The organism is bacterium (assembly GCA_026129405.1).
GTDB lineage: Bacteria > Desulfobacterota > Binatia > DP-6 > DP-6 > JAHCID01.
This window is the reverse complement of record JAHCID010000002.1, coordinates 124,919-150,644: the sequence shown is the minus strand read 5'-3', so window position 1 is coordinate 150,644 and position 25,726 is coordinate 124,919. Positions and strand designations below refer to the sequence as shown.

Sequence of the window (25,726 nt, the reverse complement as noted above, 5' to 3'; positions counted from 1 at the left end):
CTCGGTCCGCGGATTCCGTCAGCCCGCGGCGACGCCGCGCAGATACTCGACGAGCAGGCGCACGCCGTAGCCGGTGGCGCCGCGCGAGGCGAGCGGCAGCTCCCTCTCGGCGAACGCCGGACCCGCGATGTCGAGGTGCGCCCACGGCGTCGTGCCGACGAACTCGGCAAGGAACAGCGCGCCGATGATGGTTCCGGCTTCGCCGCCACCGACGTTCTTCAGGTCGGCGACCGGGCTCTTGATGTCGTCACGGTACTCGCGCACGAGCGGCAGCTGCCAGCAGAGCTCGCCGGACGTGCGACCCGCCGCAAGAAGCGCCTCGGCCAGGGGCTGATCGTTGGCGAGCAGGCAGGCATACAGCGAGCCGAGCGCGATGCGCGCCGCGCCTGTGAGCGTCGCGAGGTCGACGATGGCATCGGGCCGGCTGCGGCCGGCGACGAGCAGCGCGTCGGCCAGCACCAGGCGGCCCTCCGCGTCGGTGTTCAACACCTCGACGGTACGCCCGTTGGCGTAGCGGATGACGTCGCCCGGCTTCTGTGCACGTCCGCCGGGGAGGTTCTCCGTCGCCGGCACGTAAGCGGTGACGTCGACCGGCAGCTCGAGCGCCGCGGCCGCGGCCACGGCGGAGAGCACCGCAGCGCCTCCCGCCATGTCGTATTTCATCGTCTCCATCGACTTCGCCGGCTTCAGCGACAGGCCGCCGGAGTCGAACGTGACGCCCTTGCCGACGAGCGCGATGCGCTTCGTGGCGCCCTTGCCGGCGTGGCGGAGCGTGACGAAGCGCGGCTCCTCGGCGCTGCCGCGCGCGACCCCCTGCAGCCCCGCAAGCCCCTCCTTGGCGATGCGCTTCGCATCCCAGCTTTCGGCGCTCAGCGTGCTCGCGCCCGCGCAAAGGCGGCGGGCGTGCTCGGCCAGGTGGCGCGGCGTGCCGATCGACGGCGGCTCGTTCACGAGGTCACGGGCGGCGAACACCGCCGTGACGACGCTGGCGACGGCGTCGAGCGCCGGCCGCGCCACGGCCGGCTTCGTCAGCAAGTCGCTCGCAAGCAGTAGCGACTCGGCGCGCGGCGGGCGCGTCTCGGAGCGGTAGCCGTCGAACCGATAGCCCGCGAGCGCGAAGCCCTCGGCGATCGCTCCGAGGACTCCGGCGTCTCCGGCGTACGTGCCAGCCCATACGGCGACGCGACGGGCGCCGATGCGCTCGGCCTCGCGCCGGGCGCGCGCACCGGCGCGGCGCCACGCGTCCGCGCCGTTGCCGGCGCCGATGCCGAGCAGCGCCACCATGCCGCCCTCGCGCGGGTGCAACAGCAACTCGTCGACGCGGCCGCGCAGATCGCTCTCCTTCGCCCGCTTCGCGAGGGCCGCGGCGAGAGCACGCCCGAGCGGCTTCACCGCTTCGGCGACGCCACCGTCGCGCACCGGCACGACGAGGAGATCGGCGCGCACGCCGGACGGGGTCGCCTTGACGGCGCGGAGGGTGGGCAGGGTGGCGAGCGGTTCGGACGTCGGCACGGGGCGGGACTCTGACACACTACCTCCGGCGCCGGAAGGCGCGCCGGCGGCCCGGGTCAGAGTCGCAGCGCGCGTGCGCCGGTCGTCTGGTCGGGCCGCACGACGACGTCGATACCGCGGCCACACAGCCAGGCGAGGCGGGCTCCGACCACGTCGACGGCCGTCGGCGACGGCGGCCGCACCCGGACCTCGAGCCGCGTCCCCCGCCCCGCGTGCAACGCTTCGTCGGCGAGCGCCTGGGCAGCGTACGGGGTGAACGGTCCCGTGTGCCGAACGGGATGCTGCGGATCGCCCCCGGGAGCCATGATGGCCGCGCGGATGGCGAGCTCGGCGGGCAGCGGAACGCCGCGGCCCGCGCGCATGACGAGCGCGACGAGCTCCTCGTAGGTACGCACCTCGTCGAAGGCCGATTCCTCGAACGGCAGCCCGAACGCGGTCTCGAGGGCGACTGCCAGCTCGGCGAGATCGAGCGAGTCGGCGGCGAGATCGTCGACCAGCGACACCGAGGAATCCAGCACGTCGGACGAGACGCCGAGCACGTCGGCGACCACGGCGCGCACACGCAGCTCGATGCGCTCGGCGAAGCCGACGGCGACGTCACGCTCGCGAGCGCGCTCGTCCACGCGTGTCGTCATCGTCCACCTCCTCGTCTGTCGGCGTGAGACGGCCATCGGGCGGCACGCGCCACCCGATGGCCGACCAACTCAGGAGCCGGTGGCCCGGCGCAGTGGCGGCAACATGCCGTCACGGGCCACGTGCAGGGGCACCACCCGCGGGCTCGGCTCGCCCATGCGGCGACGATAGGCATGCAAGCCGCGGCGCAGATAGCCCGAATCGAGCCCCAGCACGTCGCAGATGTTCTCGAACGAGAAGATCCACGTACGGTCGTTGCTCTCGAGCCACGCCTCGGCGTCTTCGAAGAGGGCCCGCCGGCGGTTGTCCCGCGCGCCAGCCAGCTTGCGGTAGACGTCGACCGCGTCCTCGAGAACCGCGATCATCAGACGGCGCTCACCGTCGTACTCGGTGCGGCGGCGCAGCCGGTCGAAGTACTGGGTGGGAAGAATGGTGTCGGGCTGGAACAGGCCCGGCACGCGCTCGTCGTGCCGGTCTTCGGGGGCTGCGTCGGGTCGCTCGCTCATCGTCCTTTCCTCGTCCGGATGCGCTCCCGAGGAGCGCGTCAACGGTCGGTTGGACGGGCCCCCCCGGGGGAAATTCAGGTCGTCTGCGCCTTCGCCAGGGCCTTCGACGGATCGAACGCCGGGGGCTGGCTGACCGAGGCGATCGTCGTGTTCTCGAAGAGATCGACCACCCGCCGCTGGCCCTCGGCCCATACGCGGTTCATGCCGCATGCGCCCAGGAGGAAGCAGTCGGGATGGTCGCCCACGCAGACGTTCAGGGAGATGGGACCTTCGACGGCCTCGATCACGTCCCGGAAGGTCATCTGCTCCGCGGGCTTGGCCAGCGCGTAGCCGCCGCGCGGCCCGCGGCGGGACTTCACCAGTCCGGCGTGGATCAGCTGCTGCACGATCTTCTCGAGGAACTGCCGGGGCATGCGCTCCCGCTCCGCGATCTCGGAAAGGACGCAGCTGCGGTCGTTGGCCTCTTCCTCGGCGAGGTGGATGACGGCCCGAAGGGCATAGTCCACCTTACGGCTCACCTGAAGGAACGCCATGGCCTACAGGTCCTCCAACGTCCGTCCGCCGACGGCTTCCTGGAGCGCGCCGTCCATGATGCGCTGGGCGAACGGCTCGGTGGTATGCGAGAGCGCGTCCACGGCATCCCGGATGGCCAGGTGGTCCTCGCACGCCGAAGCAGCCTCGAGCGCCGTCATGGCCGCCCGGATGGCCTCGCCCTCGCCCGCCAGCAGCAGGTCCGCGTGCTTCACGAGCTGGCCCCGGGTGGCGTGCAGGATGCCGTCCGCGTCGACGCGGGCTTCGCGCAGGAAGCGCTGCTCGACGTCCGACTCGGCGAAGTCGAACGACTCCTCGAGCATGCGCTCGATCTCCTCGTCGGTGAGCCCGTACGACGGCTTCACCAGCGCGGTGCGCTCGCGGCCGCTGCGCAGATCGATCGCCGTGACCGAGAGGATGCCGTTGGCGTCGACCAGGAACGTCACCTCGAGGCGTGGTACGCCGGCCGGCAGCGGGTCGACGGGGATCTCGAAGCGGGCGAGGCTGCGGTTGTCGGCCGCCAGCTCGCGCTCGCCCTGGAGGACGTGGATGTCGACCGCCGTCTGGCCGTCGACCGCCGTCGTGAACGTCTCCTTCACGCCGACCGGGATCGTGTTGTTGCGGTCGATGAGCCGCGTGAAGACGCCGCCCATCGTCTCGATGCCGAGCGACAGCGGGATCACGTCGAGCAATAGCATGTCGCGCTGGCCGCCGGTCAGGATGCCGGCCTGGATGCCGGCGCCGAGGGCGACGACCTCGTCGGGATCGAGACGCGTCAGCGGCGGTCGGCCGAACAGGCGCTCCATATGCGCCCGGACCAGCGGCACGCGCGTCGAGCCGCCGACGGCGATGACTTCCTGGACGTCGCCCGCCTCGATGCCGGCATCGCGCAACGCCTGGCGACACGGCCGGCTGGTACGTTCGACGACGTCGCGCACGGCATCCTCGAGCTCGGTGCGCGTGACCGTGCGGCGCTTGGTCGTGCCGTCGGGCAGGCCGAGCTCGACGGTGGTCTGCGCCGCGTCGGAGAGCGCGATCTTCGTACGTTCGGCCAGCGCGCGTATCTGCGCCCGCACCTGCGGGTGCTCGTGCAGCGCCGCGGGCAGCTCGGCGAGCAGCAGCCCGGCGACACGATCGTCGAGATCGTCACCGCCGAGGCGCGTGTCGCCGCCGGTCGCGAGCACCTCGAAGACGCCGCCGCGCAGCTTCAGGATCGAGACGTCGAACGTGCCGCCGCCGAGGTCGTAGACGGCGATCGTGCCCTCGCCGCCCTGATCGAGGCCGTAGGCGAGCGACGCGGCCGTCGGCTCGTTCACGAGCCGCAGCACCTCGAAGCCGGCGAGGCGGCCCGCGTCGCGTGTCGCCTGCCGCTGGCTGTCGTTGAAGTAGGCCGGCACGGTGATGACGGCGCGATTCACCGGCGCACCGAGAGCGGCCTCTGCCCAGCGCTTCAGCTCGCGCAGGACGTGCGCAGCGATCTGCGGCGGCGTGATCTCGTGCCCCTGCGCCACGAAGCGCACCGGCCCGGCCGTCCGCTCCGCAAAGCGATAGCGGCGGCGGTCGTCGGCGGTGACGTGTTCGAAGCCGAGGCCCATGAAGCGCTTCACCGACAGGAAGACGTCGAACGGCAGCTCGCCCGCGAGCGCCCGCGCCGCCTCGCCGACGCGCACCTCGCCGTCGGGCAGGAACGCGACCGCCGACGGCAGCAGCCGCGAGCCCGTCTTCGGATCCGGCAGCACCCGCGGGCCGTCCGGACCGAGCACCGCCACCAGGCTGTTCGTGGTGCCGAGGTCGATGCCGACGACGTGCTCCATTCAGGCCTCCGCCGCCTCGGCGACGTCGTCGCGCAGCGTACGCAGGTAGGCGATCTCGGAGAGCCGCGTCTTCAGCTCGTCGAGTACCGCCGGCGCCGCCGGATCGGCGGCGTCCCAGGCGACGTAGCGTGCGCGCAGGTCGGCGATCGACGCGGCGATGCGGGCGTCGAGACCGCCCTGGATGGCCTGCGCCTCGCGCCGGCGGACGGAAGGCTCGGCGTCGCGCAGCTCCTCGAGCCGCTCCTGGGTCCCGAACACCTCGGCGGCGAGCGCGGCGGGGACGCGGTTGTTGTCCTGCCCCAGCGAACGGCCGTGCAGCTCGAGCCAGTAGCGGCCGCGCGCGACGGGCTCGCGCAGCGTGCGCCAGGCACGGTTCGCAGCCGCGCTGGCGGCGAGGCTCAGCTCGCGGTCGCGCGCACCGGCGGTCTGGTGACGATCCGGGTGCACGACGCGCGAGACGTCGTGCCAGCGCTGCTCGAGATCGGCGACGTCGACGGCGAGCCGCCGCGTCAGTCCGAGCACCGCGTACAGGTCGGCGCCGGCGCCGAGCGCCTGGGGGGCGCCGCATTGCGGACAAGCGAGCCCGCCCGTCGTCGGGCCGGCGCAGCGCCAGCACCCGTTCGTCGCCGCCGTCGCGTGCATCGTCCGGTCACACCACGAACGAAGACCCGCAGCCGCAGGTCCGCTTCACGTTGGGGTTCTGGAGCACGAAGCCCGACGCCATGAGGTCGTCGGAGAAGTCGAGCTCGGTGCCCTTCAGGTAGAGAAAGCTCTTGCGGTCGACGAGCATCTTCGCGCCGGCGTGCTCGAACACCTTGTCGCCGTCGCGCTGCTGGTCGATGTCCATCTTGTAGGTCAGCCCCGAGCAGCCGCCGCCGACGACCTTGACGCGCAGGCCGGCGTCCGGGAGGCCCTTCTCGGCGACGAGCGCATGGATGCGCTGCGCCGCCTGGTCGGTCATCCCGATGAGCGCAGCCGTCGCCGGCCGGGGGGCCGGCGCAGAGGGAGTGGGATTCGTCGCGGTCACTTGGCCGCGGCGGCCTTCTCGGCCGTCGCCTCCGGCTCGGCGCCCTCGCGCTTCTTCTTCCAATCGGCGACCGCGGCCTTGATGCCGTCTTCGGCCAGCACCGAGCAGTGGATCTTCACCGGCGGCAGGGACAGCTCCTCGACGATGTGGGTGTTCTTGATCGCCAGCACCTCGTCGACCGTCTTCCCCTTCACCAGCTCGGTCACGTAGCTCGAGCTCGCGATCGCGCTGCCGCAGCCGAAGGTCTTGAACTTCGCGTCCTCGACCACGCCAGCGTCGTTGATCTTCAGCTGCAGCTTCATGACGTCGCCGCACTCGGGCGCGCCGACGACGCCGGTGCCGACGCTGGGGTCGTCCTTCGCCATCGAGCCCACGTTGCGCGGGTTCGCGTAGTGATCGATCACCTTGTCGCTGTAGGCCATGGGATGCTCCTCAGTGCTCGCGCTGCCAGGACACCGACTTCAGGTCGATGCCTTCCTTCATCATCTCGTAGAGCGGCGACAGGTCGCGCAGCCGCCGCACCTCGTGGACCACGCGCTCCAGCACGTAGTCGACCTCTTCCACCGTGTTGAACCGGCCGAGGCCGAAGCGGATCGAGGTGTGGGCGAGATCGTCGCCGACGCCGATCGCCTTCAGCACGTAGGACGGCTCGAGCGTCGCCGACGTGCACGCCGAGCCCGACGACACCGCGATGGGCGCCGGCCCGCCGCTGCCGACCGTGATCGGCGTGCCCGAGCCGTTGAGCCCCATCAGCAGCGACTCACCCTCGACGAAGGCGAAGCTGACGTTCAGGTTGCCGGGCAGGCGGTGGGTCGGGTGCCCGTTCAGATAGACCTCGTCGAGCTCCGACCAGAGGCCGTCGCGCAGGCGCTCGCGCAGGCCGAGGATACGCTGGCTCTCGTCGGCCATCGTCTCACGCGCGATCTCGCACGCCGTGCCGAGCCCGACGATGCCGGGGACGTTCAGCGTGCCGGAGCGCATGCCGCGCTCGTGGCCGCCGCCGTGGATGATCGGCGTCAGGCGCACGCGCGGACCCTTCGAGCGCACGTAGATCGCGCCGATGCCCTTCGGGCCGTAGATCTTGTGGGCCGTGAGGGACAGGATGTCGATGTGCATCGCCTCGACGTCGAGCGGCAGCTTGCCCATGCCCTGGACGGCGTCGCTGTGGAAGAGGACGCCCTTCTCGCGCGTGATCTTCCCGATCTCGGCCAGCGGCTGGACGGTGCCGATCTCGTTGTTCGCGAACATGATCGACACCAGCACCGTCTTGTCGGTGATCGCCTTGCGGACGTCGTCCGGATCGACCATGCCGTAGCGGTCGACGGGCAGATAGGTGACCGTCGCCAGGCCCTTGCGCTCGAGCATCCGGCAGGTGTCGAGGATCGCCTTGTGCTCGGTGACCTGTGTGACGATGTGGTTGCCCCTGTCCTTGTAGAACTCGATCACGCCCTGCAGCGCCAGGTTGTCGGACTCGGTGGCGCCGCTCGTGAACACGATGTCCTTCGACCTCGCGTTTATGAGCCGCGCGACCTGCTCGCGGGCAGCGTCGACCGCCTTCTCCGCCTCCCATCCGAAGCCGTGGCTGCGGCTGGCGGCGTTGCCGAAGGTGTCGTTGAAGTACGGCAGCATGGCGGCGAGCACCCGCGGGTCGACGGGGGTCGTCGCGTGGTTGTCCATGTAGATCGCGCGCGTCGTCATGGGTTACGCCTCGGGCTCCTGCCTCCTGCTGCCGGCACCGGACAATCCGGACCGGAGAGGTCCAGTTAAGGTCGCCGGGTCGGGGTCTGTCAAGGCCGACGCGGAGCGGCGGACGACTTTTCCGGCGCTCCCGCGGCGAGCACCCGACGCAGCACCTGCCCGGTGTGCGACGCCTCGCAGGCCGCGACGGCCTCGGGGCTCCCGGTGACGACGATCCGGCCCCCCAGCTCGCCGCCCTCGGGGCCGAGATCGATCACGTGGTCGGCGCTCTTGATGACGTCGAGGTTGTGCTCGATCAGCAGCACCGTGTTGCCGGCGTCGACCAGGCGCTGGAGGACCTCGAGGAGGCGGCGGACGTCGTCGAAGTGCAGCCCCGTGGTCGGCTCGTCGAGCACGTAGAGCGTCCGGCCGGTGGCACGTTTCGCCAGCTCTCTCGCCAACTTGACGCGCTGGGCCTCGCCGCCGGAGAGAGTCGTCCCGGACTGCCCGAGGCGCAGGTAGTCGAGCCCGACCTCGCGCAGCACCTCGAGCCGCGTGCGCACGGCCGGGAAGTTGGCCAGCACCTCGAGCGCTTCGGCGACGGTCAAGTCGAGGACGTCGGCGATCGAGAGGCCCTTCAGCGTCACCTCGAGGGTGTCGCGCTCGTAGCGGCGGCCCCGGCAGACGTCGCAGGTGACGTACACGTCCGGCAGGAAGTGCATCTCGATGGCGATGACGCCGTCGCCGGCGCAGGCCTCGCAGCGCCCGCCCTTCACGTTGAAGGAGAAGCGCCCCGGCCCCCAGCCGCGCGCGCGCGACTCGGGGAGCTGCGCGAACAGGTCGCGGATCGGGGCGAAGAGCCCCGTGTAGGTGGCGGGGTTCGAGCGCGGGGTGCGGCCGATCGGGGCCTGATCGATCTCGATGACCTTGTCGACCAGCTGCCAGCCGACGATCTCCGCGTGCGCCCCCGGCTCGTCGCGCCCGGCGCCGAGCTTGCGGGCCAGCGCCCGGTAGAGCGTGTCGACGACCAGCGTCGACTTGCCCGACCCCGAGACGCCGGTGACGCACGTCATGGTGCCGAGCGGGATCTGCACGTCGAGATGGCGCAGGTTGTGCGCCGAGGCGTCGCGCACGCCGATCGACCACCCGGCTCCGCGCCGCCGCTGGGCCGGCACCGGAATCGCGAGCGCGCCCGAGAGGTACTGCCCCGTCAGCGACGCCGGGTTCGCCATCACCTCGGCCGGCGTGCCCTCGGCCACGACGCGCCCGCCGTGGACGCCGGCGCCGGGCCCCATGTCGATGACGTGGTCGGCGGCGAGGATGACGTCGGGATCGTGCTCGACGACCACGACCGTGTTGCCGAGATCGCGCAGCCGCAGAAGCGTCTCGAGGAGCCGGGCGTTGTCGCGCTGGTGGAGCCCGATCGACGGCTCGTCGAGCACGTAGAGGACGCCCGTCAGCCGCGACCCGATCTGGGTGGCGAGACGGATGCGCTGCCCTTCCCCGCCGGAGAGCGTCGCGGCGCCGCGGTCCAGCGTCAGGTAGTCGAGGCCGACGTCGAGGAGGAAGCCGAGGCGGGCACGCAGGTCCTTCAGGATGGGCGTCGCGATCGCCTGCTCGGTCGGCGCGAGCGCGAGGCCGTCGAGGAAGATCACGAGATCGCGGATGGGCATGGCGCTGACGTCGACGATGCTGCGCTCGCCCAGCAGCACGAAGCGCACCTCGCGCCGCAGGCGTGTGCCCTCGCAGTCCGGGCAACGCGTCTCGGCGACGAGCGCGTCGATCTCGTCGCGCACCCAGCCCTTCGTCGACTCGCGCTGGCGGCGCGCGAGGAGCGGCAGCAGACCCTCCCACGGCTTCGTCGCCTTGCGGCCGCCGAGGCGGATCGGCGCGTCGCCGGACCCGTCGAGGACGAGCCGGCGCGCCGCCTCGGGCAGCTCGTCCCACGGCATGTCGACGGCGACGCCGGCGTGACGCGCCAGGGTCGCCCAGGCCTCGTCGAAGCCGGGCAGCACGCGCAGCAGCCCGCCGCCGAGCGTGCCCGGCAGGGGCCGCTCCGGGTGCGCGACGAGCAGCGCCGGGTCGATCCGGCGCAGGACGCCGAGCCCGCCGCAGGTCGGGCACGCACCCTGCGGGCTGTTGAAGGAGAAGAAGCGCGGCGCGATCTCCGGGTACGACGTGCCGTCGACGGGGCACGCGTGCCGCTCGCTGAAGAAGAGCGCCTGCGCCGCGTCGGCGCCCGGCTCGGTCGACTCGAGCAGCGCGATGCCGTCGGCGTGACGGAACGCCACCTCCACCGCTTCGGCCAGCCGCCGCTCGATGCCCGGGCGCACGATCACGCGGTCGACGAGCACCTCGATCGTGTGCCGCTGGGTGCGCGCAAGCGCGATGTCCTCGCTCAGCTCGCGCAGCGTGCCGTCGACGCGGACCCGCACGAAGCCGCCGCGGCGAAGGTCGTCGAGCTCCTTCCTGTGCTCGCCCTTCCGGTCGCGCACCACCGGCGCGTACACCCACAGCTTCGTGCCCTCCGGCAGGCGGGCGAGCCGATCGACGACCTGCGGCGCCGACTGCGCGGCGATCTCGCGCCCGCACACCCAGCAGCGCGGATGGCCGACGCGCGCGAACAGCAGCCGCAGGTAGTCGGCGATCTCGGTGACCGTACCGACGGTCGAGCGCGGATTGCGGCCGACGCCCTTCTGCTCGATGGCGATCGCCGGCGACAAGCCCTCGATGCCGTCGCAGTCCGGCTTCTCCATCTGCTCGAGGAACTGCCGCGCGTAGGCCGACAGCGACTCCACGTAGCGCCGCTGGCCCTCGGCGTAGAGCGTGTCGAAGGCGAGCGTCGACTTCCCCGACCCCGAGAGCCCCGTGACGACCACGAGCCGCTCGCGCGGGATGTCGACGTCGACGTTGTCGAGGTTGTGGCCCCGGGCCCCGCGGATGCTGATGCGGCCGGCCATCGTCCCGCCCCGGCCGGTCAGCGCTCCAGCGTGCGGCGCACGTCGGCGACAATGCCTTCGAGCCAGCCCCGGTACTCGGCCAGGTGCGCCGGCGTGTCGGCCTCGAAGCGCAGGACCAGCACCGGCTGCGTGTTCGACGCGCGCAGGAGGCCCCACCCGTGCGGCAGCCGCACGCGCACGCCGTCGATGTCGATCAGCTCGCGCCCCTCGGCGCGCAGGCGGTCGCGGACGCCGTCGGCGACGCGAAACTTCACGGCGTCGGGGCAGTCGACGCGTATCTCGGGCGTCGTGTGCGACGGCGGCAGGTCGGCGAGCAGCTCCGCCACCGTCCTGCCGCTGCGGGCGAGCAGCTCGAGCAGCCGGGCGCCGGCATAGACGCCGTCGTCGAAGCCGAACCAGCCGTCCTTGATGAAGATGTGACCGCTCATCTCGCCGCCGAGGAGCGCGCCGGTCTCCTTCATCTTGGCCTTCAGCAGCGAGTGCCCGGCCTTCCACATGATCGGCACGCCGCCGCGCGCAGCGATGTCGTCGTAGAGGCGCTGCGAGCACTTCACCTCCGACACGACGGTGGCGCCCGGCCGGCGAGCGAGGACGTCGCGCGCGAAGAGGACCAGCAGCTCGTCGCCCCAGACCATGCGCCCCGCCGCGTCGACGACGCCGATGCGGTCGGCGTCGCCGTCGAAGGCGACGCCCAGCTCGGCGCCCGTTTCGCGCACGGCGGCGACGAGCTGGTGCATGTTCTCCTCGACCGTCGGGTCGGGGTGGTGGTTCGGGAACCGCCCGTCCATCTCGCAGTAGAGCGCCGTGACGTCGGCCCCGAGGCGCTCGTACACCGCCGGTGCGATCGGGCCGCCGGTACCGTTGCCGGCGTCGACCACGACCCGCACCGGGCGGGCGAGACGACCGACGGCGGCGGCCACGTAGTCGACGTAGGTCGGGGTCACGGGCCGATCGGTGATCGTGCCCGGCCCGCTCGGAAAGCGTCCCGCCTCGACGCGCCGGCGCAGGTCCGAGATGGCGTCGCCGTGCAGCGCCTCGCGGCCGAGGCAGATCTTGAAGCCGTTGTGGTCGGCCGGGTTGTGGCTGCCGGTGACCTGGATGCCGCCGTCCAGCTCCCAGTGGAAGATGGCGAAGTAGACGAGCGGCGTGGCGACGGCGCCGACGTCGACGACGTCGAGCCCGGTGCTGCGGATGCCCTCCCGCAGCGCCGCCGCGTATCCGTCGGAGGTGAGGCGGCAATCGCGGCCCACCGCGACCCGCCGCGCCCCGTGCTCGCGCGCCAGCGCGCCGTAGGCTCGACCGAGGCGGTCCGCGAAGTCGGCGTCGAAGTCCCGGTCGGCGATGCCGCGAATGTCGTATTCGCGGAAGATCGCCGGATTCAGTTGAGCACCTCGACCGAGTGCCGCTCCCGCAGCTCGCGGGACAGCCAGTCCTCGAACCGCTTCTCGATCTGCTCGCCGTACAGCCGCTCGCGGATCTCGTCCTTCACCTCGGCGAGCGAGCGGTGTCCACCGACCTCGTTCTGATCGACCTTCAGCACGAAGAAGCCGCGACCGGTCCGCACCACCTCGCTCACCTCGCCCGGCCGCAGCGAGAACACGGCCCGCTCCAGCGTCGGGTCCATCTCGCCCTGCTTGAACGTACCGAAGACGCCGCCGCTGTTGGCGCCGGGGCCGTCGGAGTACTCGGCCGCCAGCGCCCCGAAGTCCTCGCCGGCGAGCGCCTTGGCGCGCGCCTCCTCGGCCCGGCTCTGGGCATGCGCCACGGCATCGGAGCCGTCCGCGGGCCCGACCTCGACGAGGATGCCGCGCACGGTGACGCCGCTGGCGACGGCGAAGCGGTCCTTGTTCGCGTCGTAGTAGCGTTGGACCTCTTCCGGCGTGACGTTGACGCGGCCGCGGATCTCCCGGTTCACGAGCTGCGACTTCTCGAGCTCGCCCTTGATGCGGACCCGGTACTCCTCCGGGGTGAGGCCCTGCTGCGCCAGCGCCTCGTTGAACTTCTGGTCGTCGAGCCGCCCCCGCACCTTCACCTGCTCGATGTAGCGGTCGACCTCGACGTCGGTGATCTTGATGCCTTTGGCCTCGACCTCCTTGTCGAGGAGCTTGTCGGTGATGAAAGCGTCGAGCACCTGGCCGTCGGACATGCCTTCGCGGGCATGCTGGGCGGCGTAGCGACGCAGCTCGCGTTCGGTGATCGGCTCGCCGTCGATGGTGGCGACGATCCGGTTGACGACCTCGGCGCGAACCGGACCGGCGATCAGCAGCAACGCCGTCACGGTCGCCGCGCCCATGCGGCGGAACATCATCGGCGGGGCTATCACGCGCTTCCGATGGTCTGCAAGACGGAGCGGAGCTCGGCGATGAGCCCGTCGTGGTCCCGGGCCTCGGCGCGCACCGCCAGCGCCGAGCCGCTCAGCATGCGCAGCTTGCCCTTGGTGCCGCGGACGACCTCGAGCAACCGGTCGGGCTGCACCGGGGTCGCCGCGTCGAACTCGAAGACGATCGCGTCGCCCTTGCGGCGCGCCGCGAGGATGCGCAGGTCCTTCAGCCAGCGCCGCAGCTCCATGAGCCGCAGCAGCGTGTCGACCATCGGCGGCAGCGGCCCGTAGCGATCCTCGAGCTCGCCGCCGATCTCCTCCAGGTCCGGCACCCCGCGGATGCCGGCCAGGCGCTTGTACCAGACCAGGCGTTGGCGCTCGTCGGACACGTAGGTGGCCGGGATGAAGGCCGGGATGCCGAGCTGCACCTCGGGCTCGACGTCCGGCTCCGCGCGCTCGCCGCGCAGCTCGCGCACGGCCTGGTCGAGCATCTGGGTGTACAGCTCGAGTCCGACCGCCGTGATCTGGCCGGATTGCTGCTTGCCGAGCAGGTTGCCGGCGCCCCGGATCTCGAGGTCGTGCGCCGCCAGCCGGAAGCCGCCGCCGAGATCGTCGAGCTCCTGGAGGACGCGCAGGCGCTTCTGGGCGTCGGCGGTGATGAGATGCTCGCCCGGGATCAGGAGGTAGGCGTACGCGCGGTGGTGCGAGCGGCCGACGCGCCCGCGGATCTGGTAGAGCTGCGCCAGCCCGAGCGTATCCGCGCGATTCACGATCAGCGTGTTGGCGCGCGGGATGTCGAGCCCCGATTCGATGATCGTCGAGGCGACCAGCACGGTCGTCTCGCCGTGCATGAAGCCGAGCATCGTCTTCTCGAGCGCGTCCTCGGGCATCTGCCCGTGTGCGACGGCGATCTTCGCCTCCGGGACGATCTCGCCCAGGCGACGCGCCATCCCGTCGATGTTCTCGACGCGATTGTGGACGAAGAAGACCTGCCCGCCGCGCCCCAGCTCGCGCATGATCGCGTCGCGGATGACCGTCTCGTCGTAGCGCGCGACGTAGGTGCGGATGGCGAGACGATCGACCGGCGGGGTCTCGATGATGCTGAGATCGCGAATGCCGGACAGGGCCATGTTGAGCGTGCGCGGGATCGGCGTGGCCGTCAGCGTCAGCACGTCGACGGTCGAGCGCATCGCCCGGATGCGCTCCTTGTCCTTCACGCCGAAGCGATGCTCCTCGTCGACGACGAGCAGGCCCAGGTCCTTCCACGTCACGTCCTTCTGGAGCAGGCGATGCGTGCCGACGACAACGTCGACGCGCCCCTCGGCCGCTCGCGCGAGCACCGCCTTGTTCTCGGCGGCGCTGCGGAAGCGCGAGACCATCTCGACGTTGATGGGGTAGCCCTGGAAACGCCGCGCGAAGCTCTCGGCGTGCTGCTGCGCGAGGATCGTCGTGGGGACCAGTACGGCGACCTGTTTGCCGGCGAGGACCGCGAGAAACGTCGCCCGCATCGCGATCTCGGTCTTGCCGAAGCCGACGTCGCCGCACACCAGGCGATCCATCGGGCGATCGCTGGTGAGGTCGGTGACGACTTCGTCGATGGCGCGCTGCTGGCCGGGCGTCTCCTCGAAGGGAAAGCGCGCGACGAACTCCTGGTAGAGGTCGTCGGCCGTGGCGTACTGTCGCCGGCCGTGGGCATCGCGCGCGGCGTAGATGCGCAGCAGGTCGTGCGCCATCGCGAGCACGCTCTCCTTCGTCTTCGCCTTGACCCGCTCCCACGAGTTGCCGCCGAGCTTGTCGAGCTGCGGGGCGGCGCCGTCACCGCTCACGTAGCGCTGGACGACGTTGATGCGATCGACGGGGACGTAGAGCCGATCCCCGCCGAGGTAATCGAGGTGGAGGTAGTCGCCCTCGGTGCCCGCGACCTGCAGGTGCCTCAGCCCGCGGTAGTGGCCGATGCCGTGATCGGTGTGCACGACGTAGTCGTTCGGCTTCAGCTCGGCGAGGCTCGAGAGGAAGTCCGCCGGACGCGGGCGACGGCCGCGTCGCACCTGCCGGCGCTCGCCGAAGATCTCGGCCTCGGTGACGACGACGAAGCCGTCGTCGGGCAGCCGCACCCCGTGCGTCAGCTCGCCGACGAGCGCGAGCGGCTTGCGCCCGCTCGTCGCCAGCGCCTGCGGAAACGGCGCGCCGCTCGCGAGGAGCTCGAGCCCGTGCGGCGCAAGCAGGGCGACGAGCCGGTCGCACTGCGCCTCGGTGCTGCCGACCAGCACGGGGCGCTGTCCCTCGCGCTGCCAGGCGAGGAGCTGCGCCGCGATGGGTGCGAGATGCGAATCGGTGGAGGGCGCCTGCGCCTTCAGCGCCAGCGCGTCGGTCGAGTACGTCGTCGCCCGCAGCGCGCCGCCGGCGAGCTCCTCGAGGCCCTCGGTCTCGATCCGCGACCGCCCCGCGAGGACCGCCCGCGCGGCCGCCGGCGCCAGGAAGAGCGCCTCCGCCGGCGGATGGAAACGGCCCTCGTGCATGGCCGTCGCCGCGTGCTCCGTGATCTGGGTCCAGAACGTCTCGAAGGCGGCGTCGACCTCGGCGCCGCTCTGCACCCAGACGAGCGTCTCGGCGGGAAGGTAGTCGGCGAGCGCGGCGAGGTCGTCGTAGAGGTAGGGCAGCAGCAGCTCGGTGCCGGGTAACGCCAGCCCGTTGCGCACCGCCTCGACGAGGTCGCGCCGCTCCTGCCGTGCGAGCCCGACGTCCCCCGCCCGCTCGTCCACGCGCCGGGTGACCTCGGAGGTCGCGAGCCGCGTCCGCCCCAGCTCCTGCACGGGCAGCAGCAGCACCTCGTCCACACGGTCGAGCGACCGTTGCGAGGTGGGATCGAAGAGCCGCAGGCTCTCCACCTCGTCGCCCAGGAACTCGATGCGCACCGGTTGCGCGTAGCCGGCCGGGAAGACGTCGAGCAGCCCGCCGCGCAGCGCGAGGTCGCCCGGGTCCTGCGCGAGGGGCACACGGTGATACCCCCACTCGATGAGCCGCTCGGCGAGCTCGTCGGGGGCCAGCGTCTCGCCGGGGCGCACGCACGCGACCGCCGCCGCGAACACCTCGCGCGGCAGGCACCGCTGCATCCACGCCTCGACGGTGGTGACGATCACCGGCGCGTCGGTGCGAAGCAGATGGTAGAGTCCCTCCGCCCGCGCCGCGACCGTCTCGCGGCCCGGCGACAACGCCTCGAACGGCGGCACCTCCCACCCCGGCAACACGTGCACCCGGCGCACCAGCGGATCGCCACGGCGGCGATCGCCGAGAAAGAAGCGCAGGTCGGCCGCGAATCCCTCCGCCGCGGCCGCGTCGGCCGCGAGCACGAGCACCGGGCGCCGCCCCTCTTCGAGCAAGCGGGCGAGCGCCAACGCCGGCCCGCTTCCCCGCAGCCCCGACACCCGCACCACGGGTGCAGCCCCACCGGCGAGGTCGTGCCCGACACGCTGGACGAGATCCTTCAGGGCGGCGGCCATGGAACCTTCGAGGGGTAGCCGCGCGACGCCGACGCGGCAAGTCGAGCGGCCGCGTCCGGCCTCACGCGCATCACGCGCGCACGACCAGCCGGCGGCTCGCGCCGCGGCGGCGGAGCCGCGCGCGCCGGGGTCGGCCGCGGGGAAGGCCGCGCGCCGCAGGCCGCAGGTCAGCTCTGCGAGCGGTCCAGCGAGTACACCGGGATCACCACCCGAGCGTCGATCGGATGGGTGGTGAGAACCTCGACCTCGCCCGCGAGCGGCGACACCAGGGGGCCGCGCAGGCGCAGGGTGAGCTTCCACTCGGCACCGGGACGCAGCGTCGTGAGCTCCCACGCGACGGGATCGGGGGCGGTCACGCCGGTGACGGCCAGCGGGTTGCGGCCGAGATTCCGGATGCGGACGTCGTGGGGCTCGGCGCTGCCGTCGCGGGCGACGTCGAACGTGACCTGCGGGGGAAGGATGGCGAGGTCGCCCTGGACGTTCGCCATGACGGGAAGACGCACCACCGGACGCGCCGCGCTCGTCGTCCGCAGGACGACCTCGTCGTTGAAGCGGCCCAGCGGCAGCTCGCCGACGACGTCGACCACGAGCTTCTGCTCGCCCGGATCGTCGCCGGGCTCGATGAGGACCCGCAGCGGCTGCGGCGCCTGCTCGACGAGCACCACCTGAGCGGTGCCGCCGGGACGCCCGGGCGCTATGCGGACCTCGCGCCGCACGCGCTCGCCGCGGCGCAGGCGGCCGAGATAGAGCGGCTGCGGGGCGATCACGAGATCCGTCAGGACGTCGCCCGTGACCGTGAGCCCGAGGCGGGGCGACACCGGGTCGTTCGTGTAGACCGTCACCGTCTTCGTGGTGCGGCCTGCCAGGCGACGCGTATCGAGGGTCACGAGCACCGTCGTCTCGCTGCCCGGGGCGACCAGCGTCCCCGCGGCGGCGCCGACGGTGCATCCGCAGGTGCCTTTCACCTGCTCGACGCGGAGCCAGTCGGTGCCGTCGTTGCGCACGCGGAAGACGTGCTCGACGGCCGCCCCCTCCTCGACGGTGCCGAAGTCGTGGACCGGAGCTTCGATGACGACGCGCGGCGCGAGCGCCTGGGCGAACGCGAGCGGCGCGGCCATGATGGCCGCGCCGCCGAGGAGGAGAAGACATCGACGCAGCACGACGATCGCCTTAGACGACGATCGGGTGCCGCGCAAATCCGCAGCCGATCACTGTCCCCAGACGCAGGTGCACTCGGTCGGAACGCCCTGCGCGGTGCACGTGCCGACGCAGTCCTGGTCCGAGAAGCACGGGATCGGCCCGCGGGCGCAGAAGCCGTCTTCCCTGCACGCGCCGAGGCCGCAGGTGTTCGGTGCCGACGGGCTCGCGTCGCACTCCTCGCCGTCGTCGAGGCGACCGTTGCCGCAGAGGTGACGGAGGTTGAGCGTGTAGTTGATGGTGTTCGTCTGGTAGCGGCTGCCGTTGTCGGCCACGCCGCGGGCGCGCGCCTTGATCACCAGCTGGAGGGACGTGAACACGTCGGGCCCGAGCGTCGCGTACTGCTCCCACAGGCAGCGGAACACCTGGGCCGACACCATCGGCAGCAGCTGGACGAAGCCGACGTTCGGCTCGCCGCTGGTGGAGGGCGCGGTCTCGCTGTTGATCGGATCGAGCCGCGTGCCGGCGAAGATCTTCTGGGTGCGGAGCTCGCGACACGCGAGCGGGAACCCCTTACGCGTCGGAACCGCCCCGCGCAGGCCGCTCAGGCCGCGCACCTTGTACTTGACGTCGACCCGCGTGACGTTGATGCCGTTCACGCTCATGTTGTTGCGCAGCTGCATCCAGCCGCCGCACGGGTTCGCGAACGACAGGTTGCGGTTCGGGAACGAGATCGTCCGCTGCCCGAAGGTGAGCCACATCCCCATCGAGAAGTTGCCGTCGATGATGGCGTTGCCGACGACCGGCACCTCACACTGGATCTGGTCGTCGGAGATGTCCTCCTCGCCCTTGTAGAAACCCATGGCGCGGAACACCAATCCGGCGTTGCTGGCCAGCGCCAGCGCCGGCGTCAGCAGCGTCCCGGCGACCAGCGCCGTGGCGATCACGCCGCGCAGCATCGGCCCCGTCCTCATCTCTCGCATGACGTCTCCTCCCCGCCCCTCGATGCTGACGCCTGCACGCGTCAGAGGTGGTTCACGATCTCGGTGCCCGTGAGGTCGACGAGCCGTACACGCCCGATCGCCTCCACGGCCACGAACCTGATGCGGCCGCCGGCCGTCTTCTTGTCGCTGCGCATCGCCAGCGCGAGCGCCGGCCCCCGGAGGTCGTCCGGGATCGCGACGGGCAGCCCCGCCCGCCGCAGCAGCGTCTCGATGCGCTCCACGACGTCCGCGCCGCAGTGGCCGAGCCCATGCGACACGCGTGCCGCCGCGATCATGCCGATGGCGACGGCTTCACCGTGGAGAAAGCTCCGATACTCGGTCAGCAGCTCGACACCGTGTCCGACGGTATGACCGAAGTTCAGCGTCGCGCGCTCGCCCGACTGCTCGAGCTCGTCGTTCGCGACCACCGCCGCCTTGTGGCGCGCCGACGCTGCGACGATGGCGACGAGCCGGGCGCGGTCGTGACGCAGGATGGCGTCGAGGTCGCGCTCGATGGCGGCGAACAGCGCCGCGTCGCGGATCACGCCGTACTTGATCACTTCGGCCAGGCCCGCGAGGAACTCGCGCGGCGGCAGCGTGCGCAACACCTCGACGTCGCAGAGGACGAAGCGCGGCTGATGGAACGCGCCGATCAGGTTCTTGCCGGCCGCATGGTTGACGCCCGTCTTGCCGCCGATGGCGGCGTCGACCTGGGCGAGCAGCGTGGTCGGCACCTGCACCACGGGCAGCCCGCGCAGCAGCGTGGCGGCGGCGAAGCCCGTGAGGTCGCCGACGACGCCGCCGCCGAGCGCCACCAGCGGCGTGCGTCGCTCGATGCCGGCGTCGAGCAGCCGATCCCACAGCAGCTTCAGCCAGGCCACGTTCTTGTGCTCCTCGCCGTCCGGGATCTCGACGACGATCGGCGCGAAGCCGGCCTCGCGCAGCGACCGCTCCACGGGCTCGCGGTAGAGCGCGCCGACGCGTTCGGACGTGACCAGCCCGCACGCGCCGTGGAACCCGAGCGACGCGAGCCGCGGTCCGACGGCCGACAGCAGCCCGCCGCCGACGACGATCGGGTAGGCGCGCTCCTCGAGATCGACGAGGATCTCTTCTGCCCGCTCCGCCGTCACCGCCACCACCGCCGCCGCGCCCCGCATGCCCGGCTCACCCGGCCTCCACGACGGCACGCACCCGCGCCGCAACCGCGTCGGGATCGAGCCCGGTGGTATCGACGGCGTGCGTCGCCAGCGCGTACACCGGCGCCCGCTCGGCGAGCAGGGCACGCACGCGCGCGAGCCGCTCGTCCTCGCCCGCATCCGCCAGCAGCGGCCGCGAGGCGGCGTCGCCGACGCGGCGCAGGATCTCCTCGGGCGTCGCCTGGAGGCAGACGATCGGTCCCGCCGCGGCCAGCACCTGCCGGCTCTCGGGATCGAGCAGCGCGCCGCCGCCGATGGCGATGATCGCCGGCGACATGGCGCACGCCCTGACCACCGCGGCCCGCTCGCGCGCCCGAAACCCCGGCTCGCCCTCGGCCGCGAAGATCTCCGCGACCGTGCGACCCGCGTCGGCCTCGACGAGGGCGTCGGTGTCGACGAACGCGCGTCCCATCGCGTGCGCGAGTCGCCGTCCGACTTCGCTCTTTCCGGTGGCCATGAATCCCGCGAGGATGATGTGCTGCACGTGGGGCTCGTCGCCGCGGCGCGCGCCGCGGGGGAGGGAGCCGCCGGGCGGAGGCCCGGCGGGGCTCCCGTACCCGTGACTCAGCTCCCCCGCTCCTGCCACAGGCGCTCCGCCGGCGGAAGGGCCGCCGAGCCCGCGTCGACGACCTTCGGCGTGAGGAAGACGAGCAGCTCCTCCTGGCGCTTGGCGTCGAGACGCCGCTTGAAGAGCCATCCCAGCCCGGGGACGTCGCGCAGGTACGGGATGCCCGCCTCGCGATCGTCGCCGATGTGCCGGAAGATGCCGCCGAGCACGACCGTCTCGCCGTCGCGGATGAGCACGTTCGAGTTCGCCTCGCGGCTGATCTCGTTCGGGATGCCGTCGACCGCCCGCGAGAAGTCGGGGACGGACGACTTGGCGTAGATGTTCATCAGCACGAAGCCGTCGGCGGAGACCTGCGGCGTCACGACCAGCGTGATGCCGGTGTTGATCTTCTCCGTCGCCGTCGTCTGGCCGCCGGCGACGCCGCCGGTGCCCGTGTTGATGACCGTGCCGGTGGACGGCATCTTCACGCGCAGGATCGTCAGGCTCTGGATGGTCGCGGCGACGTTGTTCATGGTGATGACGCGCGGCCGGCTGATGACCTTGCCCTTGCCTTCCTCTTCGAGCGCGGTGATGCGCGCGGAGAGCTGATTGGCGCCGTCGAGCGAGCCGAGCGCCAGGTTCAGCGCCGAGCCCGTGCCGGCCCCGAAGCCCGACGCGAAGTTCGCCGGTACCGGGAAGTCCGCGAGGAACGGCACCGGCGTGGGAAGCGCGCCCGTACCGGTCGGCGGCGCGGGAACGCCGGCGCCGAGGCCGCTGCCGCCGATGCCGATGGAGCCGGGGAAGTTCGAGCCGGTCGGCGTGCCGGTGCTGGGACCGCCGTTGTACTGGTAGCCCCACTGCACGCCGAGGCCGCGCGCGAAGTCCTCCGTGGCCTCGATGATGTTCGCCTCGATCAGGACCTGCGGGCTCTGCACGTCGAGCTCGCGAATCAGCTGCTCGGCGTCGGTGATGCCCCGCTGGACGTCGCGGATGATGATCGTGTTGGTGCGGTCGTCGAACGTGACGCTGCCGCGGTCGGTGAGGACGCCCTTCACCTTGTCGATGAGGGCCTCGTCGGCGCGGGCGTAGTTGACGCGCTGGTAGGCGATGCGCAGCGGCTCGAGGTCGCGCTCGGCGTCCTTCGCCGCGAGCAGCGCCTCGCGCTCCTCCCGGAGACGGCCGATCGTCGAGATGCGGACGACGTTGCCCTCCTGCGTGGCCTCCAGGCGGTTCGTGCGCAGCACGAGATCGAGCGCCTGATCCCACGGCACGTCGGAGAGGTGCAGCGTGATCTTCCCCTTCACGTCGTCGGTGGCGATGATGTTCATGCCGCTGACGTCGGCGAGGACGCGCAGCACGTTCTGGATGTCGGCGTCCTTGAAGTCGAGGGAGATGCGGTTGCCCCGGTAGCCCTGCGTGCCGACGGCCGAGTTCGCCGCGCGCGGGACGCTGGTGCGGTGCCGCTCCGGCTCGGGCGGCGACACGCGCGCAGACGCCGCCATCAGGATCGGCTCCGGCGCGACGTCGACGGCGTCGGCGAGCGCGGCCGCTTCCTGGAGCGCGATCACCGCCTCCTCGTCGTACGCCGGCGGCGCCTTCACCGGCTTCTGCCTCCTGCGCGGCGTCGGCGGCACCACCGCGGCCGGGGCCGGGACGGGCGCGGCCACCGGCATCGCGGCCGGGACGATCTCGACGACGTCGATCTCCACCGCCTCGGCGGCCGGGGCGGCGATGGCGGCGAGGTCGTCCGGCGGCAGCTCGGTGATCGACTGGGTGTCGATCGCGGCCACCGGATCCACGCCGGCACCGCCGATGGTCGCGACGAGGTCGGTGCCGTCGGTGCGGACGCCGTCCAGCGTCGCCGGGGCCGCGAGGTCGATGACGACCCGCAGCTTGCCGTTGAAGCGGGCGGCGCGGACGCCCTTCACCACGCCGTCGGCGACGGGGAAGCGCGCCTCGCGGCCGTCGCCGACCGCCAGCGGGCCGCTCACGTCGAGCACCAGGCGCGGCGGGTTCTCGAGAGTGAAGTTGCGAACGCGGGACGGCGTACGGCCGACGTCCACGATCACGCGCCGGCCACCGCCGGCGGCGTCGACGCGCACGTCACGCACGGCCAGCCCGGCCGCTTCGGTCGCCGCGGCTCCCTCGCTCTCCGCCGCCTGCGGCACGCCGATCGGCGACCACGCGGCGACGAGTGCGAGCACCACGAACTCACGCCAGAACCTCCTCATCGCTTCCCCCTCTCACCGCTGGTGAGCTCGAGCACCACCTCGGCCGTCTGGGCCTCGCCGTAGAAGTCCTCGGACTCCTCGCGAACCAGTACCCGGCCCCGCTCGATTGCGCGCACCTGGCCGCCGTTCGGACCGATCGGCGTCCCCACCCGGATGATGTAGCCGAGCCCGGCGTCGTCCTCGACGACCGCGCGCGGCGCATTGGTATCGTAGATCACGGCCACGAGTCGCAGCTGGCCGATCTCGTAGCGCTGGAGCGGCGTCACCGTCGTCCCCGCGATCGCGGTCGCACGCGGCGGTCGGAACGGATCGCGACGCCCGGTCGCATCGTACGGCGGATCGTCGGCGCGCGGCGCGGCCGGCCGCGGCGTCCGCGCCTTCGGCGCGGCATCCGCCGGCGGCGCGGCGGATGCCGTCGCCGCGACGCCCGCCGCCAGCAGCACGGCGAGACCGAAGCCCATCCTTGCCGGCGTCCGCATCATGCCCCCTTCCCCACGCGACCCTTCGCCTTGTCCTTGCTGCCGGCACCCGCCTTCTTCTTCTCTTCCTGGAGCCGCTGGCGTTCCGCTTCCTGGAGGAAGCGGAACGTCGTCGCGGTGCACGAGGCCGTCAGCACGACGCGATCGCCCACGACCTGCGGCTTGTCGAGGCGGATGTCGCCGACGTTGACGATGCGGTCGAGCCGCTTCACGCGGTCGAGGAACATCACGAGGTCATGGTACGTTCCGCGCATCTCCATCTGCACCGGCACTTCCGCATAGTAGTCGGAGTAGGTCTCCGGCTTCTGGCGGAACAGCGTGATGTCCATGCCCACGGAGCGGCCGCTGGCGGCGACGTCGGAGAGGAGGCTCGCGATCTCGCGCTGGTCGGGCAGGCGTGCCTCGGCGCGCCGCAGCTCCGCCGACAGGTCGCGCAGCTCCTTCTCGGACTCCGCCCGCAGGTCGGTCTTCTCCTGCTTGCGCTTGAGGTCCGTCTCCTTCTGATCGAGCTCGGCCCGCAGCTCGCCGAGCCGCTCCTGCCGCGGACCCCACACGTACTGGTAGTCGAGCAGGAACACGGTGAGCACCAGGAAGATCAGCGCGCCGAGCTTCTGCACCGGCGGCCGTTCACGCAGGTCGTCGAGCAGCCCCAGGATCATCGCTTCGTCCTCGCCGACGCCGGCACCGGCTTGGCGCCCGCGGTCTGGCCCGGGGCGGACGCGTCCTGCACGCCCGCGGTGAGGTAGGTGACGGTCCCGGCGATCACGAACTTCTTCTGCTTCGCGCCGCTCTCCTCGTCCTGGCTCGTCTCCTGGAGATCGACCCCCTTGAAGTAGGGCGACTCCGCGAGACGCCGCAGGAACTCGGCGACCGTCTGCTCGTCGACCCCGAAGCCCGTGATCTTCACCTGGGGGCCGCTCTGCTGGAGCTCGGTCAGCCAGAGGCGATCCGGCGTCGCCGTCGAGAGGTCGGCCAGCATGCGGACCGGGCCGGCGGTCCGACTCTCGAGCGCGCCGATCACCTGGAGCTTCTCCCGCAGCTCCTGCTTCTGCTGCTCGATGCGGCTGATCTCGCTGAACGGGCCCTGGATGGCCTCGAGCTTCCGATCGACGGACGCCAGGGTGGCGTGCGTCGCGCTCACGCGACCTTCCTGCCAGATGTGCGCCAGCGCGAGCAGGCCCACGGCGGCGACCACGACGAGCCCGCCGACGGCGAGCTCCTGGCGCTGGCCGGCGACCCGCTGGGCGTCTTCCTGCGGTAGGAGGTTGATGCGGATCATTTGTCCCCCGGACGCCGGGTCGCGAGGCCCACCGCGACGGCAAGGGCCGGCCCGTGCTGCTCGATGAGGTTGCGGTCGACGCGCCCGTCGATCGTGAGCCGGCGGAACGGATCCGCGACCTCGACCGGACACTCGAGCCGCTGCTTCAGCTGCGCCGAGAGGCCGGGCATGCGCGCCGGCCCGCCCGACAGCACCACCGCGCCGAGCGGCTCGTCGGTGGCGGCGGTCCAGAAGAAGCTGAGCGCGCGCTGGATCTCCTCGACGATGAACTCGGTGACCGAGCCGACGATGCCTTCGGCGGCGTCGGGCTCGATGCCGCCCGCGGCTTCGCCGCGCTTCAGCCGGTCGGCGTCCTCCGGCGAGCAGCCGAGCTGCCGCACGAGCGCGTCGGTGAACTCCGCGCCGCCCACCGGCACGTCGCCGGTGAAGGTGGAGCGCCCCTCCTTCAGGATGTTGATGGAGGAGTAGCGCGCGCCGATGTTGACGAGCGCGACCGGGCCGCCCTGCTCCGGCGGGTCGTAGTTCAGCTCGAACATGTTCTCGAGCGCGAAGTAGTCGACGTCGACGACGACCGGCTCGAGCCCGGCGGCGAGGATCGTCTGCGTGTAGGAGTTGATGATCTCCTTCTTCACCGCGACGACCAGCACCTCCATCTTGTTGCCCGACTCGATCCAGTCGATGACCTGGAAGTCGAGGTTCACGTTGTCGAGCGAGTCGGGCACCAGCTGCCCGGCCTCCGCGTAGACCGCGCCGTCGACGTTCGCGCCGGGAGCGCCCGGCAGGATGACTTTCTTGACGATCACGGCCGGGCCGGGCACGGCGGTGATCACCTGCTTCGACTGGACCCCGGTCTCCGCCAGGAGCGCGACGATGGCGTCGACCACCGGCGTTTCGTCCTGGATGACGTTCGACTGGATGACCGTCGGCGGCAACGGCGCCGTGGCGAGCGCCGACAGGCGCGGGCCGCTCGGGCCGTGGCGGACCTCGGCCAGCTTCACGCTGCTCGAGCCGATGTCGAGCACCAGGAAGCCGTCGGTGCGCCGGAACGGGTTCGGCAGCTTTGCGCCGAGGATCCGGCCCAGAAGGCCGGAGGGCTTGGCGCCCACGGATGGCGTCACGGCTTCACCTCCTCATCCTCCACTTCCACCCCCGTCCCCCAGCGGGACGGCAGCCACGAACCACCGCTCGGACAAGCCCCCTTGCGCGAGCGCGCGGAGTATGCGCCCCGCAAAGCGGGCTTGTCAAAGCATTGTGCGGAAACCCCTCTGAACGACTCCGCGCCCCGAAGGGTGCAACGCGCGTGCCCAGTCGGGCCGGGATGATTTCCGCCCCAGAAACGAGAAGACCCGGCCGCCTTCCGACGACCGGGTCTCCTCGTGTGCAGAAAGGAGGGG

General features: G+C 71.8%; 22 protein-coding genes. All 22 read right to left on the bottom strand.

The genetic code is table 11. The annotated features are described in order from the left end of the window. Positions 1-18: 18 nt before the first annotated feature. Entirely contained in the window at positions 19-1,512 is a 1,494-nt protein-coding gene (locus KIT14_09060; GenBank protein MCW5890688.1) for a leucyl aminopeptidase, read from the bottom strand. Between the two features lie 56 nt (positions 1,513-1,568). Next, positions 1,569-2,147, bottom strand: a complete 579-nt coding sequence (locus KIT14_09055) for an acyl carrier protein (GenBank protein MCW5890687.1) — start codon at positions 2,145-2,147, stop codon at positions 1,569-1,571. A gap of 69 nt (positions 2,148-2,216) precedes the next feature. Beyond that, positions 2,217-2,651 carry a hypothetical protein gene (locus tag KIT14_09050; GenBank protein MCW5890686.1) on the bottom strand — a complete coding sequence of 145 codons (435 nt, stop codon included), beginning with the start codon at positions 2,649-2,651 and terminating at the stop codon, positions 2,217-2,219. 74 nt (positions 2,652-2,725) lie between these two features. Beyond that, positions 2,726-3,184: an Rrf2 family transcriptional regulator gene (locus KIT14_09045; protein MCW5890685.1), complete on the bottom strand. Its 459-nt coding sequence runs from the start codon at positions 3,182-3,184 to the stop codon at positions 2,726-2,728. Positions 3,185-3,187: 3 nt separating this feature from the next. Continuing rightward, positions 3,188-4,996, bottom strand: a complete 1,809-nt coding sequence (hscA, locus tag KIT14_09040) for a Fe-S protein assembly chaperone HscA (GenBank protein ID MCW5890684.1) — start codon at positions 4,994-4,996, stop codon at positions 3,188-3,190. Beyond that, positions 4,997-5,638 (bottom strand): hypothetical protein, encoded by a 642-nt coding sequence (locus KIT14_09035; GenBank protein MCW5890683.1) that lies wholly within the window; start codon positions 5,636-5,638, stop codon positions 4,997-4,999. It lies immediately after the preceding gene. 7 nt (positions 5,639-5,645) lie between these two features. Continuing rightward, positions 5,646-5,957 (bottom strand): iron-sulfur cluster assembly accessory protein, encoded by a 312-nt coding sequence (locus KIT14_09030; protein ID MCW5890682.1) that lies wholly within the window; start codon positions 5,955-5,957, stop codon positions 5,646-5,648. 62 nt (positions 5,958-6,019) lie between these two features. Further along, a complete protein-coding gene (iscU, locus tag KIT14_09025) occupies positions 6,020-6,445 on the bottom strand; it encodes a Fe-S cluster assembly scaffold IscU (protein MCW5890681.1) in 426 nt (141 codons plus the stop codon). 10 nt (positions 6,446-6,455) lie between these two features. Further along, the gene (locus tag KIT14_09020; protein ID MCW5890680.1) at positions 6,456-7,721 is read right to left on the bottom strand and encodes an IscS subfamily cysteine desulfurase; all 1,266 of its coding nucleotides are present in this window, start codon (positions 7,719-7,721) and stop codon (positions 6,456-6,458) included. 89 nt (positions 7,722-7,810) lie between these two features. Continuing rightward, positions 7,811-10,660 carry an excinuclease ABC subunit UvrA gene (gene uvrA, locus KIT14_09015; protein MCW5890679.1) on the bottom strand — a complete coding sequence of 950 codons (2,850 nt, stop codon included), beginning with the start codon at positions 10,658-10,660 and terminating at the stop codon, positions 7,811-7,813. 17 nt (positions 10,661-10,677) lie between these two features. After that, the gene (locus KIT14_09010; protein MCW5890678.1) at positions 10,678-12,042 is read right to left on the bottom strand and encodes a phosphomannomutase/phosphoglucomutase; all 1,365 of its coding nucleotides are present in this window, start codon (positions 12,040-12,042) and stop codon (positions 10,678-10,680) included. After that, a complete protein-coding gene (locus KIT14_09005) occupies positions 12,039-12,968 on the bottom strand; it encodes a peptidyl-prolyl cis-trans isomerase (protein ID MCW5890677.1) in 930 nt (309 codons plus the stop codon). The genes KIT14_09010 and KIT14_09005 overlap by 4 nt, the downstream gene beginning before the upstream one ends. 11 nt (positions 12,969-12,979) lie before the next feature. Continuing rightward, positions 12,980-16,480: a transcription-repair coupling factor gene (gene mfd / locus KIT14_09000; GenBank protein ID MCW5890676.1), complete on the bottom strand. Its 3,501-nt coding sequence runs from the start codon at positions 16,478-16,480 to the stop codon at positions 12,980-12,982. Between the two features lie 167 nt (positions 16,481-16,647). After that, entirely contained in the window at positions 16,648-17,640 is a 993-nt protein-coding gene (locus KIT14_08995) for a DUF1573 domain-containing protein (protein ID MCW5890675.1), read from the bottom strand. A 48-nt stretch (positions 17,641-17,688) separates the two neighbouring features. After that, positions 17,689-18,600, bottom strand: coding sequence for a hypothetical protein (locus KIT14_08990; GenBank protein MCW5890674.1), 912 nt, complete (start codon positions 18,598-18,600; stop codon positions 17,689-17,691). A gap of 41 nt (positions 18,601-18,641) precedes the next feature. Further along, complete coding sequence (aroB, locus tag KIT14_08985) at positions 18,642-19,757, bottom strand: 3-dehydroquinate synthase (protein MCW5890673.1); 1,116 nt, start codon at positions 19,755-19,757, stop codon at positions 18,642-18,644. Between the two features lie 7 nt (positions 19,758-19,764). Next, complete coding sequence (locus KIT14_08980) at positions 19,765-20,280, bottom strand: shikimate kinase (GenBank protein ID MCW5890672.1); 516 nt, start codon at positions 20,278-20,280, stop codon at positions 19,765-19,767. Between the two features lie 80 nt (positions 20,281-20,360). After that, positions 20,361-22,574, bottom strand: a complete 2,214-nt coding sequence (gene pilQ / locus KIT14_08975; GenBank protein MCW5890671.1) for a type IV pilus secretin PilQ — start codon at positions 22,572-22,574, stop codon at positions 20,361-20,363. Next, the gene (locus KIT14_08970) at positions 22,571-23,056 is read right to left on the bottom strand and encodes a pilus assembly protein PilP (protein MCW5890670.1); all 486 of its coding nucleotides are present in this window, start codon (positions 23,054-23,056) and stop codon (positions 22,571-22,573) included. Before KIT14_08970 ends, pilQ begins: the two co-directional genes overlap by 4 nt. After that, the gene (gene pilO, locus KIT14_08965; GenBank protein ID MCW5890669.1) at positions 23,053-23,712 is read right to left on the bottom strand and encodes a type 4a pilus biogenesis protein PilO; all 660 of its coding nucleotides are present in this window, start codon (positions 23,710-23,712) and stop codon (positions 23,053-23,055) included. Before pilO ends, KIT14_08970 begins: the two co-directional genes overlap by 4 nt. Beyond that, positions 23,709-24,332: a PilN domain-containing protein gene (locus KIT14_08960; GenBank protein MCW5890668.1), complete on the bottom strand. Its 624-nt coding sequence runs from the start codon at positions 24,330-24,332 to the stop codon at positions 23,709-23,711. Before KIT14_08960 ends, pilO begins: the two co-directional genes overlap by 4 nt. Beyond that, the gene (gene pilM / locus KIT14_08955) at positions 24,329-25,450 is read right to left on the bottom strand and encodes a type IV pilus assembly protein PilM (protein ID MCW5890667.1); all 1,122 of its coding nucleotides are present in this window, start codon (positions 25,448-25,450) and stop codon (positions 24,329-24,331) included. The genes KIT14_08960 and pilM overlap by 4 nt, the downstream gene beginning before the upstream one ends. Positions 25,451-25,726 lie beyond the last annotated feature (276 nt).

Coding starts and splice junctions, on each gene's coding strand:
- KIT14_09020 (MCW5890680.1), bottom strand. CDS start 7,721: ATGACGACGCGCGCGATCTACATGGACAACCACGCGACGACCCCCGTC.
- KIT14_08970 (MCW5890670.1), bottom strand. CDS start 23,056: ATGATGCGGACGCCGGCAAGGATGGGCTTCGGTCTCGCCGTGCTGCTG.
- KIT14_08990 (MCW5890674.1), bottom strand. CDS start 18,600: ATGCGAGAGATGAGGACGGGGCCGATGCTGCGCGGCGTGATCGCCACG.
- iscU (MCW5890681.1), bottom strand. CDS start 6,445: ATGGCCTACAGCGACAAGGTGATCGATCACTACGCGAACCCGCGCAAC.
- uvrA (MCW5890679.1), bottom strand. CDS start 10,660: ATGGCCGGCCGCATCAGCATCCGCGGGGCCCGGGGCCACAACCTCGAC.
- KIT14_09050 (MCW5890686.1), bottom strand. CDS start 2,651: ATGAGCGAGCGACCCGACGCAGCCCCCGAAGACCGGCACGACGAGCGC.
- aroB (MCW5890673.1), bottom strand. CDS start 19,757: ATGCGGGGCGCGGCGGCGGTGGTGGCGGTGACGGCGGAGCGGGCAGAA.
- mfd (MCW5890676.1), bottom strand. CDS start 16,480: ATGGCCGCCGCCCTGAAGGATCTCGTCCAGCGTGTCGGGCACGACCTC.
- pilQ (MCW5890671.1), bottom strand. CDS start 22,574: ATGAGGAGGTTCTGGCGTGAGTTCGTGGTGCTCGCACTCGTCGCCGCG.
- KIT14_09005 (MCW5890677.1), bottom strand. CDS start 12,968: ATGATGTTCCGCCGCATGGGCGCGGCGACCGTGACGGCGTTGCTGCTG.
- pilO (MCW5890669.1), bottom strand. CDS start 23,712: ATGATCCTGGGGCTGCTCGACGACCTGCGTGAACGGCCGCCGGTGCAG.
- KIT14_09045 (MCW5890685.1), bottom strand. CDS start 3,184: ATGGCGTTCCTTCAGGTGAGCCGTAAGGTGGACTATGCCCTTCGGGCC.
- KIT14_09030 (MCW5890682.1), bottom strand. CDS start 5,957: ATGACCGACCAGGCGGCGCAGCGCATCCATGCGCTCGTCGCCGAGAAG.
- KIT14_09055 (MCW5890687.1), bottom strand. CDS start 2,147: ATGACGACACGCGTGGACGAGCGCGCTCGCGAGCGTGACGTCGCCGTC.
- hscA (MCW5890684.1), bottom strand. CDS start 4,996: ATGGAGCACGTCGTCGGCATCGACCTCGGCACCACGAACAGCCTGGTG.
- KIT14_08960 (MCW5890668.1), bottom strand. CDS start 24,332: ATGATCCGCATCAACCTCCTACCGCAGGAAGACGCCCAGCGGGTCGCC.
- KIT14_09035 (MCW5890683.1), bottom strand. CDS start 5,638: ATGCACGCGACGGCGGCGACGAACGGGTGCTGGCGCTGCGCCGGCCCG.